At 64.2% G+C, this 17,396-nt stretch carries 9 protein-coding genes; 6 read left to right on the top strand and 3 right to left on the bottom strand.

Going from position 1 to position 17,396, the window contains the following annotated elements:
* Positions 1–43 precede the first annotated feature (43 nt).
* On the top strand, positions 44–4,894 hold the full coding sequence (locus NMQ03_RS13800) for an NAD-glutamate dehydrogenase (RefSeq protein ID WP_255172656.1): 4,851 nt from the start codon (positions 44–46) through the stop codon (positions 4,892–4,894).
* A 27-nt stretch (positions 4,895–4,921) separates the two neighbouring features.
* Complete coding sequence (locus tag NMQ03_RS13795; protein ID WP_159631565.1) at positions 4,922–6,388, top strand: sensor histidine kinase; 1,467 nt, start codon at positions 4,922–4,924, stop codon at positions 6,386–6,388.
* Positions 6,389–6,526: 138 nt separating this feature from the next.
* Here the strand turns inward: NMQ03_RS13795 and NMQ03_RS13790 are convergent, their stop codons facing one another.
* Complete coding sequence (locus tag NMQ03_RS13790; RefSeq protein WP_003804966.1) at positions 6,527–6,775, bottom strand: WhiB family transcriptional regulator; 249 nt, start codon at positions 6,773–6,775, stop codon at positions 6,527–6,529.
* Positions 6,776–7,100: 325 nt separating this feature from the next.
* On the opposite strand from NMQ03_RS13790, the gene NMQ03_RS13785 reads away from it, so the two are divergent.
* Positions 7,101–7,493, top strand: coding sequence for a hypothetical protein (locus NMQ03_RS13785; RefSeq protein ID WP_255175615.1), 393 nt, complete (start codon positions 7,101–7,103; stop codon positions 7,491–7,493).
* Between the two features lie 56 nt (positions 7,494–7,549).
* Here NMQ03_RS13785 and NMQ03_RS13780 read toward each other — a convergent pair whose 3' ends face one another.
* Entirely contained in the window at positions 7,550–11,632 is a 4,083-nt protein-coding gene (locus tag NMQ03_RS13780) for an FtsK/SpoIIIE domain-containing protein (RefSeq protein ID WP_255172655.1), read from the bottom strand.
* 181 nt (positions 11,633–11,813) lie between these two features.
* Here NMQ03_RS13780 and NMQ03_RS13775 point away from each other — a divergent pair, with 181 nt between their 5' ends.
* From NMQ03_RS13775 to NMQ03_RS13765, 3 genes are all read left to right on the top strand, one after another.
* The gene (locus tag NMQ03_RS13775; protein WP_255172654.1) at positions 11,814–12,398 is read left to right on the top strand and encodes an acyltransferase; all 585 of its coding nucleotides are present in this window, start codon (positions 11,814–11,816) and stop codon (positions 12,396–12,398) included.
* A gap of 124 nt (positions 12,399–12,522) precedes the next feature.
* A complete protein-coding gene (gene glf / locus NMQ03_RS13770; RefSeq protein ID WP_255172653.1) occupies positions 12,523–13,710 on the top strand; it encodes a UDP-galactopyranose mutase in 1,188 nt (395 codons plus the stop codon).
* A complete protein-coding gene (locus NMQ03_RS13765) occupies positions 13,707–15,677 on the top strand; it encodes a glycosyltransferase (RefSeq protein WP_255172652.1) in 1,971 nt (656 codons plus the stop codon). The genes glf and NMQ03_RS13765 overlap by 4 nt, the downstream gene beginning before the upstream one ends.
* A gap of 67 nt (positions 15,678–15,744) precedes the next feature.
* Here NMQ03_RS13765 and NMQ03_RS13760 read toward each other — a convergent pair whose 3' ends face one another.
* Positions 15,745–17,328, bottom strand: coding sequence for a DUF2142 domain-containing protein (locus NMQ03_RS13760; protein WP_255172651.1), 1,584 nt, complete (start codon positions 17,326–17,328; stop codon positions 15,745–15,747).
* Positions 17,329–17,396: the final 68 nt, after the last annotated feature.

Below are 17,396 nucleotides of genomic sequence, written 5' to 3'. Positions count from 1 at the left end.
AGCTGCAAAGGTGCGGCGAATATCTCTGATGGAGGCGTTGTCGATGTCGTCTGGATCCAGTGTGGAGGACCAGCCCCTCTCCATTGAAGGCCTTGAAGGCTTCATGGGGGACTACTACCAGCACCTGGCTGAGGAGGATGCCCGAAGCTACCCCCGGGATGTTCTGGAAGCCCGTGCCGAGGAACACCGCCGGGCAGCGTCCGTGCGGCAGCCCGGTCAGGCGAAGATAGCGATCATCGATGAAGAGGACAGCAGCGTCATCTTTGTCGTTACTGACGACATGCCGTTCCTGGTCGACTCCGTCAACGCCGAACTTGTCCGGCAGCACGCGGCCATCAGGCTCGTGGTCCACCCGCTTTTCGTAGCAACCAGGAACCGGGAAACGGGCGAACTGGTCAAGGTCAACAGGGTTCCGGCACACCTGGGCATTTCCAGCGGGGACACAGCGGCAATGCCCAACCTTTCCCACCTCATTGCGCAAGGTGAAAATGCCTCGCACATGGAGTCCTGGATCGCCGTCGAAATCCACCGGGTTTCCGACGAAGTGAAGACTTCCCTGCTCGCGGGCCTGACCCGCGTCCTGAACGACGTCAGGGCCGCCGTCGAGGACTGGCCAAGGATGCGCCAAAAGGCGCTGGAGATCGCCGAAAGCCTGGACAAGGTGGCCAACTCTGCGCAGATTGCCGAATTGCGGCAGGCCAAGGATCTGCTGCGCTGGCTGGACGATGGAAACTTCACGTTCCTGGGCTACCGCGAATACGATCTGCTCAACGTCGACGGCGAAGACGTCCTGGAACTGCGCGAGGACAGCGGCCTCGGACTGCTCCGGGCAGCCGCGGACTCCCCGCACATCCAGCACCTCACTGATACCGGCCGTAAAAAGGCGCGGGAAAAGCGCGCCCTCGTCATCACCAAGGCCAACTCACGGTCCACCGTGCACCGCTCGGCGTACCTGGACTACATCGGCATCAAGAGCTTTGACGCTGCGGGTAACGTCAACGGCGAACGCCGCTTCATTGGCCTTTTTGCCACCAGCGCCTATGCCGGTTCCGTCCGCGACATTCCTATCGTCCGGGAAAAGGTGGATGCGGTCCTCCAGAACGCCGGCTTCCCGCCGGACTCGCACTCGGGCAAGGACCTGCTGGGAATCCTGGAAACCTACCCACGCGATGAGCTGTTCCAGATCGAAATCCCCGATTTGGCCGCAACCGCGCTTGGAATCCAGAAACTGCAGGAACGGCGGCGTACCCGGCTGTTCCTGAGGCCTGACATCTATGGGCGTTTCATGTCCGCTGTCGTGTACCTGCCCCGGGACCGGTACACCACGAACGTCCGGCTTCGCATCGAACAGGAACTTCGGGAAACCTTCCAGGCAGTCTCGATCGACTACGAAGCCCGGATGACCGAATCGGCACTCGCGCGCCTGTTCTTCCGCATCCGGCTGCCCAAGGACGCCGACGTCAGCCACGTCAACAGCGACGAGCTGGAAAAGCGGCTGGTCCGGGCGGCGAGGTCCTGGAGCGAAGGCATCGCGGAGGTCCTGCGTGAGGGCCGGGACCCAGCCGAGGCCAAGGAACTGGCTGCCACCTGGGCCGAGGCGTTCCCGGCCAGCTACCGCGTGGACTACGAAGTGGAGGACGCCCTCGAAGACATCGCCCGGTTCGAAAAGTACGGGGCCGCCGCCGAGCGGAACGCCGGGGCACGGCAGGACCGTCCTGGAGTCCACGTGTACCTTCCCGAAGGCGCCGGTGCAACACTGGAGGAAGACGCCCGGGTAAAGCTCTACATGCTGGAGCCCAAAAGCCTGAGCCAGATCCTGCCCTACTTCCACAACCTCGGGCTCGAGGTCCTGGACGAGCGGCCCTTTGAAATCGAAACAGCAGACCACCGGGACTTCTTCCTGTACGACCTGGGGCTGAAGTACCCGGCGGGAGTGGACCCCCTGTCCACGGGCGGGCTTCTTGCCGACTCCTTTGGCGCGGCCGTCACCGGTGCTGCGGAATCGGACAACTTTGACCGACTGGTGTTGCGGGAAGGTCTGCAATGGCGGCAAATCACCATGCTCCGCGCCTACGCCCGGTACATGCGCCAGATGGGCAACAGCAGTTCCTTCGGCTTCATGGCGGACACTCTCCTGGCCAACGCGGATGTGACCAGGGGGCTGAGCGCCCTCTTCGCGGCCCGCTTCGATCCCTCCATCAGCGATGGTGAACGCGCTGAGGCCCAGGCTTCGGTGCGGCAGGAACTGGCAGCGTCCATCGAAAAAGTTGCCACTCTCGACGCCGACCGCGTGCTGCGCACCTTCGTCAACCTGATCGAGGCCACCCTCCGCACCAACTTTTACCAAAACAAGCCGCACCTGAGCTTCAAGCTGGATCCCGCCCATATTGAAGGGCTGCCGTTCCCGCGGCCCATGTTCGAAATCTGGGTTTACTCCCCGCGCGTCGAGGGTGTGCACCTCCGGTTCGGCAAGGTTGCCCGCGGCGGGCTCCGCTGGTCCGACAGGCGGGAGGACTTCCGCACGGAAGTCCTGGGCCTGGTTAAGGCGCAGACGGTCAAGAATGCCGTTATCGTGCCTACGGGAGCCAAGGGCGGCTTCTTCGCGAAGCAGCTTCCGGACCCCGCAACCGACCGCGCGGCCTGGATGGCCGAAGGCGTCGAAAGCTACAAGACGTTCATCCGCGGGTTGCTGGACCTTACCGACAACCTCCTTACCGAGGGCGGCGGCGAACGGCTCGTGCCGCCGTCGAACGTTGTCCGGCATGACGACGACGACTCCTATCTTGTGGTCGCGGCGGACAAGGGAACGGCTACTTTCTCGGACATCGCCAACGGGCTGTCCGCGGAGTATGGCTTCTGGCTGGGGGACGCATTCGCCTCCGGCGGTTCCGTGGGCTACGACCACAAGGCCATGGGCATCACGGCGCGGGGCGCCTGGGAGTCGGTGAAGCGCCACTTCAGCGAACTGGACCTGGATACCCAGACCGAACCTTTCACCGTGGTTGGCGTGGGGGACATGTCCGGCGACGTGTTCGGCAACGGGATGCTGCTGTCCCGGCACATCCGCCTGCTGGCGGCATTTGACCACCGGCACATCTTCGTGGACCCCAACCCGGATGAGGCAGCCTCGTTCGCGGAGCGCCAGCGGCTGTTCGACCTGCCCAGGTCTTCCTGGGACGACTACGACAAGTCGCTGATCAGCGAAGGCGGCGGTGTCTTCGCCCGTCAGGCCAAGTCCATTCCCGTGTCCCCGCAGGTCCGGGCCGCGCTGGGGCTTCCGGCGGAAACCGCTGAGCTCAGCCCGCCTGAACTCCTGCGTGCCATCCTGTTGGCGCCGGCTGACCTGCTCTACAACGGCGGAATCGGAACCTACGTCAAGGCGTCTTCCGAGTCGAACGCCTCCGTAGGCGATAAAGCCAACGATGCCATCCGGGTCAACGGCCGGGACCTGCGGGTGAAGGTAGTGGGTGAAGGCGGCAACCTGGGAATGACCCAGCGCGGCCGCATTGAAGCAGCGCTGCAGGGGGTCATCCTCAACACGGACGCCATCGACAACTCCGCCGGTGTGGATTGCTCCGACCATGAGGTCAACATCAAGATCTTCGTTGACCGGATGGTTGCTGCCGCAAGTTGCCGCGGGGAGCGCGCTGACTTCCTTGCCTCCATGACCGATGAAGTGGGGCGCCTGGTTCTCGAAGACAACATCGACCAGAACATCCTGCTCCTGAACGACCGGACGCGGGTGGCTGAGTGGAGCCCGAGTTACGAGCGGCTCATGGACTGCCTGGAGAAGAGCGCCGACCTTAAGCGCGATTTGGAGGCGCTGCCCACCACCGAAACGCTGCGGGAACGGCTGCAGCAGGGCCAGGGGCTGACGTCTCCGGAGCTGTCAGTACTGGCCGCCTACGCGAAGATCGAGCTGGCGTCGGCCCTGCGGGACAGCGATCTCGCCGATGACCCCTGGTTCCGTGACACCCTGCGTGCCTACTTCCCGCACCAGCTTCGTGAACGTTTTGACGCCGAACTGGACACGCATCCGCTGCGCCGCGAAATCATCGCCACGGTGGTGGCCAACGACATGATCAACCTTGGCGGTATCACGTTTGCCTTCCGGGTGATGGAGGAAACCTCGGCCAGCGAAGTTGCCGTGGCCAAGGCGTTTGTGGCGCTGCGCGAGGTATATGAGCTGGACGCGATGGTGGGGGAACTGAACAGCCTGCCTGCCTCGTTCCCCACGGAGCACTGGAGCACAGTTCACCTGGACATCCGTCGGCTCCTGGACCGGGCAGTCCGCTGGCTGCTCAGCCAGGAAAGTGTTTCCCGCCCCATTGCCGAGGTGGTGGCAGAGTTCAAGCCGCTGATGGATCCCATGCGCGCCCGGCTGCTGGACTACCTCCGCGGCGACGACCGCGAGCGGGTGGCGGCGTGGCTGGCGAAGGGGCGCGAGTGGGAACTCCCGGAAGGCCTTGCGCTGCGCTGGGCCGAGTTGTTCGAGAGCTTCGTGCTGTTGGACATCGCCAAGATCGCCCGCTCCCGGAAGGACCGGGTAGAGGAGATCGCGGCCGTTTACTACACCGTGTTCAACCGGTTCCACGCGGACTCGCTGCTTGAACGGATCAGCAGCCTTCCCCGGCAGGACCGGTGGCAGGCGCTGGCACGGGCAGCGTTGCGCGATGACCTGTACTCAACGGTGTCGGATATGACGACGGCGGTGCTGGACGCCACGTCCGCCACCGGGTCGCCGGATGCGCGGCTCAAGGACTGGGAGGCGCAAAATGCCGAGCAGTTGGGCCGGGCAAAGAGCATGTTCGACGAGGTGAACGCACTGGAGGCCGACGACATGGCCTCACTGTCGGTAGCATTGAGGCTCTTGAGGTCAATCGTCCGGCGCTAGGAAGCAGGCGCCGTAACTGGAGGTGCAGTGGCAATCTTTACGGACCCCATCAGGGAGCACGCTGATTTCGGGCCGGGCGATGCCGAGTGGCTGCACCTCCTGGTGGGGGACTGGCAGATGGTCGCGGACCTTGCGTTCGCCGACCTGGCGCTGTGGTTCCCCCACCCGGAGCTTGGCTACATTGCCCTGGCCCACGTGCGTCCTTCCACCACGCACACGGCATTCCACAGTGACTTCGTGGGTGAGGGTATCCGCTCCGACCTGCAGCCGCTCGTGGACAAGGCATGGAACAGCAGGTCCATTGAGCGCTCCAGCGAGACGAACTGGAACAGTGAGATGGCCCTGCGGGTAGAGGCTGTCCCCATGGTGCGCAACGGCCGGACACTTGCAGTTGTTACCACCCATATGGACCTCTCCAGTTCACGGATGCCGTCCCGGCTTGAGTTGACCTACCGGCAGTGCGCCTACGATCTGCTAAGGATGGGCACGCTGGGATTGTGGCCGGACTTTGCCTCTCCCACGGGCTCCCGGCGGGGCGCTCCCCGCGTGGGCGACGGGCTGATCAGGCTGGATGCCGACGGGGTGGTGCAGTACGCGAGCCCAAACGGAGTTTCAGCCTTCCGCAGGCTGGGCGACGGGGAGTCCCTGGAGGGACGTTCGCTCGCTGAGGTAACCGCGGGCCTGCTCAAGGACCGCCGGCTGGTCGATGAGACCCTGCCGCTTGTAGTTACCGGCCGCATGCCCTGGCGCAGCGAGATTGAGTCCAGGGGAGTAAGCCTGTCCCTGCGTGCCATCCCGCTCCGGGACGAGCAGCAGCGATTCGGCGCGCTGGTCCTCTGCCGCGATGTCTCAGAGCTGCGCCGCCGTGAAATGGAGCTGGTAACCAAGGACGCCACCATCCGCGAAATCCACCACCGGGTCAAGAACAATCTGCAGACGGTGGCTGCGCTGCTGCGGATGCAGTCCCGGCGGATGGTGAGCGATGAAGCAAAACAGGGCCTGGAGCAGGCCATGCGCCGCGTGGCCACCATCGCACTGGTCCATGAGACGTTGTCGCAGGGACTGACGCAGAGCGTTGATTTCGATGAACTGATCGGCCGCCAGTTCCGGCTGTCCGCGGAAGTGGCTTCCCCTTCCCAGCAGGTCAGGACGGAACGCTCCGGCAGCTTCGGGGAGCTCCCCAGCGATCTCGCCACGCCGCTTGCCCTGGTGATCAACGAACTGGTGACCAATGCTGTGGAGCACGGCCTTGAGGGGAGGGCGGGCACGGTTTGGCTGGTGGCCGACCGGTCCGAAGCGGAGGACGGCGAAGAGCTGACTGTAACCATCGCCGATGACGGCGTGGGCCTTCCGCAGACCCCGCATGTGGAGGGCCTTGGCCTGCAGATTGTGCGGACCCTCGTCACGAGTGAGCTCGGCGGGACCATCACGTGGGAGCGCCGCGAGGGCGGCGGGACCGAGGTCAAGATCCGGCTCAGCCTGGCCGGGAAGTAGGAGGTGCGCTCCGGCCAGTGGTTTAACTGACCGCGGGCTTGAACTGACAGAGGCCCCGTGACAATCCGAAATGGATTTGTCGCGGGGCCTCTGTGTGCCGGTAGCGTCGTCTTGTGCCGTTTCGCCGGCACCGGGATCCTAGGAAGCGCGGCGTGCGCGGGCAGCGCGCCGCTTCAGGGCGCGGCGCTCGTCTTCGCTCATTCCGCCCCAGACTCCGGCGTCCTGGCCGGACTCAAGGGCCCACTGCAAGCAGGTGTCGACAACGGGGCACCGGCGGCAGACGCTCTTGGCTTCCTCGATCTGCAGGAGGGCCGGTCCTGTATTCCCGACGGGGAAGAACAGTTCCGGGTCCTTGTCGAGGCACGCTGCGCGGTTACGCCAATCCATGCTGATCAGTTGCTCCATTTCTGGGATAAGCCTTTGTGAAATTATTCACTAGTGGCTACAAAGGAAAAGGGCCCTCTGGGCCCCCTTGGTCATCTGCATCAAGCCTGTCATGTTAACGCTGTGTAAACAAGGGGTAATAACGCCTGATATCCCACGAAACCTGAGCGATGCATCACAGTGGCTGCTCCGGCCCTCACCAGTGTCCGACTATGTCCGGTAGGGTGCCAGTGTGTCAAGACCCCCGGTAGACCCAGCAGGTACCCCATCCTCTTCCGACGAACCCGGCGGCGTCCCCGACGGCGGGACGAACGGGCGGCGGAACCCGGTGCCCACGGCCGCGAAAGTCGTCGCCATCGTTGCGGCTGCCGAGGCCACTGCCCTCCTGGCGGCAGCTGGCTGGTATGCCTACGAGCTGCTCAGTGGCAGCCCGGTCCTGTCCTTCTGGGGTGCCGTCTTCACTTTGGGACTCCTGTTGGCTTTTTCGGCGTGGCTGTACGCGGTGGCAGTCTTCCTCTACCGGGGCTACCGGTGGACCAGGGCGGCAGCGCTGGTCGCCCAGCTATTCGTCCTCACCATCGGGGTGCCCACGATGACCAGCGGCCTCGTCCTGGCCGGCCTGGCGATGGTCGTCCCCGCCGTCACCGCCATCGTTCTCCTCTTTACCAACCCGGTTGTCAGATATGCCTCCCGCACAGGGAGTGCACCCCCTGCCCTCTGAGCTGGATCGTCCCCGATATGTGGCTGACGGTGTGCACGTCCTGGCCCGCGGGCCGGTCACCCATCTGCTCCAGCCCACGCCACCTGGAGGGGGACGGCCCGGCCGCCGGTGATGAGGGCAGCACGTCCCGGCGGGGGATTGGACTCGACGTCGAACCGTATCCCGAAAAGGTCGCCGTCAGCGATCGAACGCGGGCCGAGCAGTAGCCCGGCGCCGGATGACCGTGCATTGATGAGGAGCGGGACACGATGGAGAAGTGCAGGACTGTAACCAGCGGTTACCACCAGGGAATGGCCCAGGGCATGTAGTTCGCCCACATCCCTCAATGCCGAAGGTGCGAGCTGGTCGACGTCGTCAACCAGCAGCAGTGCCTCCCGCGGCAAACAACCACTCCCCGCCTGCAGGAGCATGTCCGCCCAAAAGTCGTCCGCGGCCTGGGATGGCCCTTGATGCGCGCACCACAGTTGGTCGGGGTTGAGTGCCTCCAATGCGCGCAGGGTATTGCTCTTGCCGCTTCCGGGGTTGCCAAGCACCGCAACTACCCCGCTGGCCGGAATGCGGAAGGACGCTGCGGCCAGCTCATCCCCGGCGACTCCGAGGAAGACATCCCGTTGCCCCGTGCGGGTCATGGGGCGCTCCGGCGGACGGCCGCCGGCGGCTGGTTCCCGGCCTGGCTGGGCTTCGTCTAAGGGACCCTGTCGGAGTGCCGGTGCGGCCCTTGCTGTCACCTCCGTCACCGTGATCTGCTCGGGGAGGGGTTCCAGCCGGAATGGCCGCAGCGAGGCAACCGGATATCCTGCGCCGCCTTTGCCCAGTGAATTCGGGGCCGGGCTCCGGTAGAACTGGCAGACAGCAGGACTGCCGTTTGAAACCGGGCCGAAGGCAACAGCCCTCCCTTCAACTGCAGGTACCGAGGGCATTCGTGGCCACATGGCGCGGCTCTCCTCGGTGGAACCGGCCGGAAAATAGAAACGGTTGGGAAGGGCACCGAAGAACCTGGCAGTGACAAGCTCCCGTTCCCCGGAGAGCAGCAGCGTTATCCCTGCCAGGGCGCCGTCACGGACCAGGTCATGGACCAGGTCCTCAGCCCATGCCAGCGGTCCCGCACGGAAAGCCGACACCCAGGATCCCCAGCCGGAGACGACGACGACAAGAGGCACCTCCCCGGAGGTTGGGTGGCTCCGCCGCTGACCCAGCTCCCGGACAAGCCGCTCCAAAATCCGAACTCCACGCCGCAGGTCATCCAGTCCGGCCAGTGCACCCACCCGGCCTGCACTGGCCAGCGGGAGGAAACCTCCCGTGGCGTCCAGCACGTAAAAGTGGGCTTCACTGCCACAGGTCATCAATGTGTGGACGGCCAGTTCCAAGGCCGCCCCGGCACCGGACGCAGGGCTGCCGATAAACGCTGCGTGGCGGTGGCGGACAGGACTCCACGCCAGGGCTTCCACCCGTTGCTGTTCGGGCATGTCCATGAGGCCGAGGCGGACCTCACCCGTCGGATTGACGGGCTCCAGCGGCCGGGAAGCGGGGGCGGCAGAGCAGGGGGACTGGCCCCCGGGGACGGGTTCTTCCAGATCCTCCGGCAGCGGAGAGGCGACGGGCCTCCTCGGGACCTGCTTCTCCTGCTGGGTGCAGAGGTTCCGCACCATGGCTGCCAAGGGTTCCACCGCCTCCGCAGGAGTTGGCACAGAGGCTGGCGCCTTGCCGGGCCGGGTAACCTGGCCCGCGAGAAAATCAATCGTCCGGTGGACAGCGACGGGACATGATGCACCGCCCGTCGCCGCCACGGCCAGTGACGCACCCTGGAACTCCTCGGCGGCCTCCGTCCCGCGGGCCAGGAACGCCCGGCCAGGTGCGTCCACACTGATGGCCGCAGCGCTCCTGCAATTGACCACATCCACCGACTCCATGTCGGATTGCACACGAAGGGCGATGCTGGACGTGACGTTCGCGCGGATGTCCGCTGTCAGCGCTCCCTGCGGCCTCTGCGTTGCCATGATCAGGTGAATGCCCAAGGAACGCCCGATGGACGCTATCCGCAGCAACTCACGGAGCGCCTCCGGCGCATCCTCAACCAGCATCCTGAACTCGTCGATGACAATGACAAGGTGGGGGAGGACAAAGTCCTCCGCCGCCTTAGTGGAGCGGTACGCGGAAAGGTCCGGTACCCGGGCCGCAGCAAGGCATTGCTCCCGGAGCTGCAGTTCGGCGCGGAGCGAGGTCAGTGTCCGTTCCATTTCGGAGCTGGAAAGGTCGGTCTGCAGTCCCACACAGTGGACGAGGTCACTCAGTGGACCAAGCCCCGAGCCGCCCTTGAAATCGATCAGGAAGAAGTTGACCCGCTCGGGCGGGTAGCTGAGGGCGAGTGCGAGCGTGAGGCTGCAGAGCAGTTCCGATTTCCCGGAGCCTGTAGTGCCCGCCACCAGGAGGTGGGGCCCGTCGTGCTGCAGATCCAGGGTTTTGGTTCCTGCCGCAGTGAGGCCCAGCGGTACGGCCAGTCCGTCCTTTTGTCCGCTGGATCCCCAGCGGGCGGCGGTGGCTGCAGACGTCAACGGCAGGACATCGCCGAGGCTGCAGGTGGCGGGAACGGTTCCCCCTTGTACCGTGCCTTGCCGCGTGGCGCCTGCCATGCGCCGGCAGAAACCAGTGAAGACATCCTCCGGCACCAGATCGGGAACAAAAATGGTCTCGCAAAGCTCCTCGAACAGGACAGACCTGCGCTCGGAAAGAAAGACGTCAGGTGTGGGCCATTCCCCCTCTTCAGGCCGGAAGTGAAGCACCTGCCATCCGTGTCGAATCGCTGCGTCCCGTATTGAGTCATCAGCTGCCCCTTCAGAGCTTTCCCCCCGAATCAGCAGTACGGCGCGCTCGCAGCCGTGCGGGTGACCGCTGGTCACGACACCGAGGGCGGCGTGTGGTGTTGCAGTGAGAGTCACCCTGGGCAGATACCGGGCGGCGAGTGGCAGGCTTCCTGGCTTTCCATGAACCAGGACGTGCGTTCTGCCTGCGCGCGGATACCCTCCCAGTTGCATGAGTATGGACCGGATGGCGCCGTCAGTGGCGAACCGCGGACCGCCAATGGTGGTGAGTCCGCGGCCCGGGTCCAGGACCAGGGGCACCGCCCCTGCCGGTGGAACCGTTGGACCGGCGCCTGCCGGTTCAATCCGGACGTTGGCCGCCTGCGCTGCCTGGCCCAGCCGCAACCAGACGCCTCCGCCGGAGCCGGGACCGGACGTCTCCTTGCCCCGTGGTGCTGCCAACGCGACGAGGGACAGGGACGGTGCACTCCGCCGTCGTCGTTCCCTGTCTTCCTCAACTGCGGCCTGCAGGGCGGCTGACAGATCCCGTCTCTGCCGCCGTCCGCTGACAGCAGGAACAAGGACGGCGAACGCGGAAGCCGCGGAGAAGGCAAGGAACATCCACATCCCTGTGAATACGGCCAGCATCACCCCCGCTGCCAATGGGAGAACCGCGGTGAGAACGAGTGCTGCCCGGTTTCCAGCGTCAACGCGCGCGGGTACGACAATGGGCTCCGTCACGGACTGGCCGGCGTCGGCAAGCGCCCGGCCAGGCGGGTCTGCAAAGACCAGGGACAGGTTCGATTGCCCACATCTGATGCTGGAATCCGTGGAGATGACCTTGGTCCGGATCCTTTCACCGTCAACATAGGTGCCGTTGGCACTGTCCAGGTCAATCAACAGGATGTCGGTGTCCGTGACCACAACCCGCGCATGTTCACGCGACAACTCCGGGTCCGGGATGACTATCCGCGTTCCGCTTCGGCCAATGCTGTAACTGCCGCGCCGCAACGGAACAACCGTCCCCGCGGCGGCGCCGCTGTGGATGGCAAGAGCCAGGGGGGCCGCGGCTTCAGGGGACGGGCGGCGCCGCGGGCGCCGGCTTGACGGGATGGGGCCGCCGTCGACAAGGATCGCGGCCTCTACAAGCGGCGGTACTCCGAAGGCCACGCAACGCAGGTCCTCCCCATCTACCGTGACGGCGCCCGTACGGAACTTCCGGACCAGCTGCTCGTGGATCATGTCGCCTGGCGTCCCGGTCGGGGCGCTGATGGATAGTTCCACGGGCAGCTGCTCCGGTGATGATCCCGGGCCGCCAACCAGTGTGAAATTGAGTGTCATCGCTTGGGATCCTTGGTGCATGTACCCACACGCTAGCCACGGCACGCGGCGCCCGGCAGGCGTTTCACGGCCTATGTGGATAAACGTGTGGTTTCCGGGCTCCCCGGTAGGTGGCAGCCCGGTTAGGATCACTACACCCTGGACCTGACTAGGCGGTCCGACAGCAGCGAAGGAGTCCCCTTTGAACACGATCGCTGACAGCGCGGACGTCGACGCCGGAGCCTGCATAGGGGCAGGCAGCAAGGTGTGGCACCTTGCCCAGATCAGGGAGGCAGCGCGCCTGGGGGAGAACTGCGTTATTGGCCGCGGTGCCTACATTGGCCCGGGCGTGGTCCTGGGAGAGAACTGCAAGGTCCAGAACTACGCACTGGTGTACGAGCCGGCAGTTTTGGAGGCGGGAGTCTTCATCGGCCCGGCGGTGGTCCTGACCAACGATGTCTTTCCCCGTGCCGTGACCCCGGAGGGCAGCCTGAAGACGGAGGATGACTGGGACAAAGTGGGCGTCACCATCCGGCAGGGAGCGGCCATCGGCGCCCGGGCCGTCTGCATAGCACCCGTGACGATCGGTGCGTGGGCCATGGTGGCGGCAGGCGCCGTCGTCACCAAGGACGTGCCGGACTTTGCCCTCATGGCGGGAGTCCCGGCGCGACGAATCGGATGGGTCGGGAAGGCGGGCAAGCCTCTCACGCAAGAGGGCAGGCAGTGGATCTGCCCGGAAACGGGGGACGCCTACCTTGAGGGCGGCGGAGTGCTGCGCCCTGCCTGAAAACGGCGTGTGCACCAACTCACAGCGGGCATGCTGATTCGACGGGCCCTGCGGTCCCTCGGGTAGGCTGGAGCAGCAGACAATGCACGCTTTTGCGCTGCCCGCATTCGAACCAGGAGATTTTGTGACCGCTGACCTCGTCATCGTAGGGTCCGGCTTTTTTGGCCTGACAATCGCAGAACAGGCCGCTACCGAGCTCGGCCTGAAGGTCGTCGTCATCGACCGCCGCCACCACATCGGAGGCAACGCGTACAGCGAAAAGGAAGAGCAGACCGGCATCGAGATCCACCGGTATGGTGCCCACCTGTTCCACACCTCCAACGAACGCGTGTGGGAGTACGTCAACAGGTTCACCACCTTCACTGACTACGTGCACAAGGTCTACGGCGTCCACAAGGGCGAGGTCTATTCGCTGCCCATCAACCTGGCCACCATCAACCAGTTCTTCCGGGCCAACCTCACACCAGGGCAGGCAAGGGACCTCATCCAGGAGCAGGCCGGCGAGCTGGCGGGAACGGACCCCCAGAACCTGAACGACAAGGGCATCCAGCTGATCGGCCGCCCACTGTACGAGGCTTTCATCAAGCACTACACCGGCAAGCAGTGGCAGACGGATCCCAAGGACCTGCCGGCCGGCATCATCTCCCGGCTGCCCGTGCGTTACAACTACGACAACCGGTACTTCAACGACAAGTACGAGGGGCTGCCCACCAACGGCTACACCGCCTGGATCGAGAAGATGGCGGAGCACCCCAACATCGAGGTGCGGCTCAACACCGACTTCTTCGATGAGTCCCACGAGTACAGCAAGAACAAAGTGGTGGGCAACATCCCCGTTATTTACACCGGCCCGGTTGACCGCTACTTCGACTACGCCGAGGGTGACTTGTCCTGGCGCACCATCGACTTCGAAGAAGAAGTCCTTGAGGTGGGCGACTTCCAGGGCACGTCCGTTGTGAACTACAACGACGACGACGTCCCCTACACCCGCATCATCGAACCCCGCCACTTCCACCCTGAGCGCGACTACCAGAGTGAGAAGACTGTCATCATGCGCGAGTTCTCGCGCTTTGCGGAGAAGGGCGACGAGCCCTACTACCCGGTCAACACCTCGGCGGACAGGGAGCGGCTGCTCAAGTACCGCGACCTCGCCAACGCGGAGAAGGATGTCCTGTTTGGCGGCCGCCTCGGCACCTACAAGTACCTGGACATGCACATGGCCATCGGGTCCGCGCTGAGCATGTTCGACAACAAGATCAGGCCGCACTTCGAAAGCGGCGTGAAGCTGGAAAGCGGAGGCGTGGACGCATGAGCGGTTCGCCGGGCTGGGCGACACTCCAGCGGGTGATATTCCCGCCGGAATCCGGAGTCGACACGATGTCGCTCTATGCGGACCCCGGCCCGGCAACAGGGATCCGTTTCCGGGAAAGCGATGAGTCGGCCCGGAATCCCAAACGGGCAGAGGACAAGCTGCAACTTGTGGGATCCAGCCAGCGGGAGGTGCACTTCGACGACCTGCTGTCCCGGTTCTCCATACGCGTGCGTTCAGGGGAGCAAATCTCGCTGGGAACCTATTTCAACGCGTTTCCCGCCAGCTACTGGCGGAGGTGGACACACCTGCGCGAGGTTCGCCTGGTGGTCGAGACGTCCGGGCACGGATCCATCACCGTCTACAAATCAAACGCGCGCGGCACCATTCAACGAGTGGATGGCACGAGGGTCGACGGCGACTCACGAACAGAATTCAATCTTTCCATCAAACCCTTTGGTGACGGCGGGTGGTATTGGTTCGACCTGGCGTCAAGCCGGGGTGACCTTATCCTGGGGGAGGCCCGCTGGGAGGGGGCTCCCGCAGAACGGCCCCTCGAAACAGCGACCATCCAGATCACCACAATGAACAAGCCGGACTTCTGCCTTGCCAACGTCCGTGCCCTGGCAGAACACCCGGAAGCGCTCGAGGTGGCCCGGGAAGTACTGATCGTTGACCAGGGCACCGTCAAGGTGGCTGACCAACCCGGCTTCGCTGAAGTTGCAGCCCGCATCGGCCCCAAGCTTCGAGTGATCGACCAGCCGAATCTGGGTGGTTCCGGAGGGTTCGCCCGTGGAATGTATGAAGCTGTTGAAAACGGCAGCGATTACGTTCTGCTCCTTGACGACGACGTTGTGATGGAGCCGGAAAGCATCCTGCGCATGATGGCGTTCTCAGGCCGCTGCCGTAAGCCCACCATCGTCGGCGGCCACATGTTCGACCTGTACAGCCGCAGCACGCTGTATTCAATGGGCGAAACGATTGATTCCCGGCGGTTTTCACCCAGCCAGCCGCACCAGGACATGCAGATGCGGCACGACTTCAGTGTGTCGAATCTCCGGCAGACGCCGTGGCTGCACAGGCGCGTCGACGTCGACTACAACGGCTGGTGGATGTGCCTGATACCCACTTCCGTCATACGCGACATCGGCCTTCCACTCCCATTGTTCATCAAATGGGACGACTCGGAATACGGGCTGCGCGCCCGGGCCGACGGCTACCGGACCGTATCCTTGCCCGGCGCGGCGCTCTGGCATATCTCATGGATTGATAAAGACGACCTGGTTGGCTGGCAGGCATATTTCCATAACCGGAACCGCCTGATAACCGCCCTCCTCCACAGCCCACAGCCGAAGGGCGGCTCCGTGTTGCGGGAATCTTTCCAGGAAGACGTAAAGCACCTCGTCTCGCTTCAGTACTTCACGGTGCAGAACCGGCTGACGGCGAGGTCGGACCTGATGACCGGCCCCTCCCATCTGCATCCGTCCCTCGCCACCAAGCTGGCCAGCATCAACAGGCTGCGGGACTCCTTCCCCGATGCACAGCTGCGTGAAGACATAGACGATTTTCCCGCACCTTCCCTCGGGGCAGGGCTTTCGGGACAGGGTGACAGCCAGATGCCCGCGAAGAAGGACATGGTCAAGTGGGGCCTGACGACAGTGGCGCGGCAGTTGCTCAAGCAGCCCTCCGCGGCCTCGCTTGAACGCCCGCAGGGTTACCTTGCCCACGTCGACAACAGGTGGTTCCGTACGGCGCAGTTTGATTCCGTCGTAGTGTCCAATGCCGAGGGAACAGCCGCCTCCTGGTACAAACGCGACCCAAAAAAGCTGAAAGCCATGCTGGGCCAGTCGGCTCTTCAGCACGCGGCGCTCTACAAAAACTGGGACGCCCTGGCGGCGGACTACCGCGCAGCGCTTGCGGACCTGGTATCGATGGAGGCGTGGCGGAAAACTTTTCACGGGAACGGGTAGCTGCACTTAAACAACGAAACGGCTGCCGGATTCACATCCGGCAGCCGTTTTGCGTCCTAAAGGAGGCTTACGCCCCGTCCACGGCGGATACTGACTCTGCATGGGGCAGGCTGAACACTGCACGTTTCACCGTGAGCAGGCGGTACAGGCACACGGCACCGGCGGCCAGAAGAGCGATGTAAATGACGGCGAGGCCCTGCCAGGTCAGCGGCGGCTGCCAACGGGGATCAAACATTTCGGTCCAGTTGACGTGGTCCTGAATGCCGATGGTGTAGCGGCGCAGTCCCTCCAGGAAGATGTACGTGTGGGCGAGGACGCCCAGGACCAGGCCCCAGCGGATCATGGACTTGGACCACGGTGTGATCCGGAACTGGCGGAACCGCGTGGTTACCCCAGCTGCAAGAATCAAGGTCACCACCATGGCGAGTGCGTAGCGGCCCTGCCAGATCCAGCCGAGCTTTTCACTCGAACTTGCTTGGAGCGCGGTGGGCACGGCGATGACTGTGACCGTGAGCAGGGCCATGACCCAGCGGCCGCGCACAGGGCGCGCCGTGTAGGCGAGAAACAGCAGGGCGCCAAATCCAAGCACCCAGGTGTAAAGGGTGCCGGGCGGGGGCATGGTGTCGATCCAGCCCAGGACACCAACGTACTCGACCATGAAGAACACGGTCTTATCCAGCATGGCGACGGCCGCATCTTCTGCCCGCATAGGTGCGCCCGCAAGAAGGCTGTCAAAGCTCCTGGCGGAGAAGACCCACCAAAGAGCGAACACGCAGGACAACGCGATGATGCCCATGGCTATCTGGAAGCCGCGCTGGGCCAGGGTCTTCATAAGAGTCCCGAAGCCGTAGCACAGTACGGCTGCGATCGCAGCGAGCGCCAGCCACAGCAGTGAAAGCGGACGGGTGTGCGCCAGGAGCGATGCGGACAGGGTAAGGAGAACCAGCGGGAGCCGTTGCAGCGATGTCCTGCTTACCACCTGTTCAAAGACGGCGCACAGGCTGAGGAAGACGGCGCCGGTGGTCGCTATCTCCAGAGCATTGGGGTTAATTGAACCGGAGAGGAAGAACACCGCCGGCGTCAGGGCAACAGCGGCGGCGATGACGGGGCGCCTGAAGTGGCGAAGCGAGAAGGCGGCCGCGAAGATTGCTGCCAGGAAGAATCCGACGAGCCAGCTGCTGATGATTCTCATGGCGTAGATTGCCGGCTCACCACTGAGGCCCCGGCTTCCCATGCCGACGATCGCGTAATACACCGGATTGTAGTTTCCGGCGGACGTCTTTCCTGCGGTCCAGCCGCGGTCCGTTGCGTCGACCGGCTTGGCGCAGTCCGCGGTGATATTCGAGTGCTGGGCAAAACAACTGCGGACATTCAGGTTCGCAATGTATCCCGGGACCTGGACAACCAACGGATCGCCCTGCACGCCGGACCCCGTACCCATAAGTTGCCCCCTGGCCACCGCAGCGGCCTTGATGGCGTGCGCGGGTTCGTCAGGGACGGACATCAGCGGGGACGCGAAACTCCAGACGCTGCCAATGGAGCCGAAAATCAGCCAGGCAACGATGAGTACCCGGATTGGCGACGGCGGGAGGCGGCGCGGGCCGGCTGTCCTGATTTTGGGCATGAGCAAGGGGCGAGTGGAATACGGCATGATAGCTTTAAGGATACTTGGAGGCGGGCTGTGCAGAGGCTGAACACTCCGCAACCATGAGAGGATCA

This window comes from Arthrobacter sp. DNA4 (assembly GCF_024362385.1).
GTDB lineage: Bacteria > Actinomycetota > Actinomycetes > Actinomycetales > Micrococcaceae > Arthrobacter.
The sequence above is the reverse complement of the archived record's forward strand: the minus strand, read 5'-3'. Positions and strand labels throughout refer to the sequence as shown.

Bases quoted from the DNA above. Each gene is read 5' to 3' on its own strand.
- NMQ03_RS13765 (WP_255172652.1), top strand. From the start codon at position 13,707: ATGAGCGGTTCGCCGGGCTGGGCGACACTCCAGCGGGTGATATTCCCG.
- NMQ03_RS13790 (WP_003804966.1), bottom strand. From the start codon at position 6,775: ATGGATTGGCGTAACCGCGCAGCGTGCCTCGACAAGGACCCGGAACTG.
- NMQ03_RS13760 (WP_255172651.1), bottom strand. From the start codon at position 17,328: ATGCCGTATTCCACTCGCCCCTTGCTCATGCCCAAAATCAGGACAGCC.
- NMQ03_RS13780 (WP_255172655.1), bottom strand. From the start codon at position 11,632: ATGACACTCAATTTCACACTGGTTGGCGGCCCGGGATCATCACCGGAG.
- NMQ03_RS13800 (WP_255172656.1), top strand. From the start codon at position 44: ATGTCGTCTGGATCCAGTGTGGAGGACCAGCCCCTCTCCATTGAAGGC.